The sequence below is a fragment of the Saccharomonospora saliphila YIM 90502 genome, from assembly GCF_000383795.1.
Lineage (GTDB): Bacteria > Actinomycetota > Actinomycetes > Mycobacteriales > Pseudonocardiaceae > Saccharomonospora > Saccharomonospora saliphila.
Genome location: NZ_KB912603.1, coordinates 31,831 through 35,062, shown reverse-complemented (window position 1 = coordinate 35,062; position 3,232 = coordinate 31,831). Strand labels below are relative to the sequence as shown.

Below are 3,232 nucleotides of genomic sequence, written 5' to 3'. Positions count from 1 at the left end.
CGGCGGCCCGCTGTTCCAGCTCCCGCACCCGCTCGTCGGCGGCGGTGCGCGCGCTCACCTCGCCCGAGAAGACCACGGCCGCCGCGGGCGCACCGCCGATGACCGAGGCGAACGAACCGTCCACCGCGAGCACGGTCATCCCCGGGTTGAGGGCCTTGGAGAACACCACGAAGGCCCCACCGTGGTACCGCGAGATCACACAGAACACGATCGGCCCCGAGAAGTTCACGATCGCCCGGCCGATCTCGGCGCCGTACTCCAGTTGCAGCTTGCGCATCGACTCGGGCGAGCCGTCGAACCCGGACAGGTTGGCCAGCACGACCAGCGGGCGGTTACCGCTCGCGGTGTTGATCGCCCGCGCCACCTTCTTCGAGGAGCGGGGGAACAACGTGCCCGCCGTGTAGGTGTCCGGTCCGTCCGTCGGAGGGAATCCGCGCCGGGCCACCGATCGCGACTCGATGCCGACCAGGCACACCGGCCACCCGCCGAGGTGCGCGTCCTGCACCACCGCCGTGTCCGCGTCGGCCATGCCCGCCCACCGTTCCAGCACGGGGTGGTCGGTGTCGGCGACCGCGCGCATCACGGTGCGGATGTCGAACGCCTTCTTGCGGTCCGGGTTCTTCTCGGCGGAGAAGATCTCCCCCACCGTCGTGAAATCGCTGCCCGCGACGTCGTGCGGGTAGTCGCGGACGTCCCGGTCGCGTGGGTCGGAGGTGTCCGCCCGGCGCGGCGTGGCTTCGCCCGGCGCCACGTAGGTGTGGTCGTAGTGGCGCATGAGCACCTCGCGGGCCCCGGAGAGGTCCGCCGCCCAGTACTGCGCCTGCCCGTTGGGCCCCATGACGCGGTCGTATCCGCCGATGCCGAAGTTGTCCTCGGCCGAGACCCCGCCGGAGAAGTCGAGCGACTGCTTGCCGGTGAGCACCATCGCCGAGTTCGGCGTCATCACCAGGATGCCCTTGGTGTGCATGAGCATCGTGGCCTCGGCGTTCCAGTAGGGCTGCGCGCCGACGTTGATGCCGGCCACCACCACGTTGATCTCGCCGCCCGCCTGGGTGAACTCGACGATGCGCTTGAGCGCGGCGGCCACCCAGTCCATGTTCTCGGTACCCGAGTCCATCGCGATCCGCGCGCCCGCCGACAGCGCGAACCACTCCACCGGCACCTCAAGGCGCTCGGCCAGATCGAGCGCGGCGATGACCCGGGAGCACTCCGGCTCCGACAGGGCGCCCAGCGCCTTGGTCGGATCACCGAGCAGCACCACCCGGGTGACGCCGCCGGGGTGCCGTGTGGTCGGCGTGGTGACCACGCCCGTCACGATCGCGGCGGTGTTGCGCCCCTTCGGGCGCTCGACCGGGACCAGCGCCCCGTCGTCGAGGTCGTACTCGACGAACGAGCCATCGGGGCCGGCCAGCATGTCGGTCAGCTCGTACGGGTAGACCGTGTCCCGGCGGCGCGCGCGCAGCACCTTCTGGCCGTAGTCGTCCAGCGGCTGGATCGGCTCCTCGGACGGCGTCTCGCGGTGGATGCGCACCCCGGCTCCGCCGGTGTAGCGGATGCGGACCGACTTCTCGCGCAGCTCACCGGTCTCCGCGTCACGCTGCCGCCCGATGAACTCGACCTCCTCGAGTCCCGCGTCGGCCGTGGTCGGCAGCACCCGCCGCGACACCGCGCGCAGTTCGTCCAGCGTGAGGTCGCTGTGCGGCCACACGTAGATCAGCACGCGGTTGGTGTCGAACCGCTTCTTCGCGGGTTGCCGCACCTGGACACGGCGGATGGCGTCGAGACACGCCGCCAGGGTGCCCTCGACCGCGGGCAGCGCGATCAGCTCGCCGTCGGAGTCCCGCAGCGGGGTCAGGTCGCGCACCTGCGCCATCGCGACGAGCCTCTCGTCGGCCGTGTTCTCACGCGCCACACAGCGGAACAGCGACACGTCCTCGTCGGCCGACGGCAGCCGCGTGAGGTCGAACCGGTTCAGCCGGTGCAGCCGCAGGCGCTGGGCCACCAGCGGGTGCAACCCGCGGATGAGCCGGTCCTCCACCAGTCCCGACGCCGACGGCCGGAAGGTGAAGTGGTGGTGCAACGCCGCGCCGCTGCGCCTGGCGACGGTCGTGGTCACCCGCCGGACCCGCCCCGGCAGGGACACCTCGGACAGCGCCACCAGCAGCTTCGCCGCCGTCGCGTCCTCGTCGGCGGACTGGTCGGGCCAGGTCAAATACAGGTCGGCCACCAGGTCGGGGTCGGCCGATTCCGGCGACGGCACCGCGGCGGCCGCCTCGGCCACCGCGTGCAACGCACCGGTGAGATCGCTGACGTCGGCGGCGGTGGAGACCAGGCGCAATCTGCTGCCGTCGAGGTCGTACTCGGCGGTGACACAGGCGCGGTCGGCCACCCGGCCCACCGTGACGTGCTCCAACGCGCGGTCCCGGTAATAGCGCCGGGCCATCACCTCGAGCAACGGGCCGAGGTCGGCCCCGGGCCTGCCGATCCGCTGACCGAGCACCCGCACGAGCGGCTCGGGCAACGCGACCAGCTCGGCGATCCGCTCGGCCCGGTCCTCGGCGTCCGGGCGGGCGTCGAGGTGGCGCAGGTGCCTGCGTGCCCGCGCGTACACCTCGGCGCGGGTACGGCGCAGCATCGGCTGGGCGAACCAGCGGAACACCACGCCCCGGGCGAGGTCGCCCACGGCCGGGAACCGCACCTGGGTGGCCGTGACCAGGTGGGCCAGCACGTGCCCCACGGTTTCGCGCACCGGTTGCGCGGGCACCGAGTCGGCAGACCACTGGCGCAGCAACGCGGTCACCACCGCCACGTCCGTGGCCGCGCGCTGCTGGGCGAGGAAGAGGCGGAACACCGCCTCTTCCAGTTCCGGGCCGCGGTCCAGGTCGGTGACGCCGTAGTGGCCGAGCGCGCGGGTCAGCCGCTGCTGGAACACCTCGGGAAGCCCCGCCCGGTCCACGTCGAGACTGTGCAGGTAGGCGTGGAAGTACTCACGCGGGCTGTGCACCGGCTCCTCGGGAACGGTCTCGTCCCCGACCGGCCGGTTGCGGCTGAGCTCGGTGAGGTCGGCGAACACCCGCAGCAGCTCCACCTCGGCGGCCACGGGGCACTCGCCCTCGGCGACCAGCTCGGCGCGGGCGGCGAGGTACGAGTCGAGGGCGCGGCCCTCGTCGTGCGGGTCGAGGTCGAAGCCGAGCAGACGGTGCCGCAATCCGGCCAGCGCGCGGTCCGCGCG

General features: G+C 72.5%; 1 protein-coding gene. It reads right to left on the bottom strand.

Annotation, left to right across the window (positions count from 1 at the left end):
- Window positions 1–3,232 (bottom strand): carboxyl transferase domain-containing protein (locus SACSA_RS21030; RefSeq protein ID WP_019813026.1); only part of this gene is annotated, 3,232 nt, incomplete at both ends.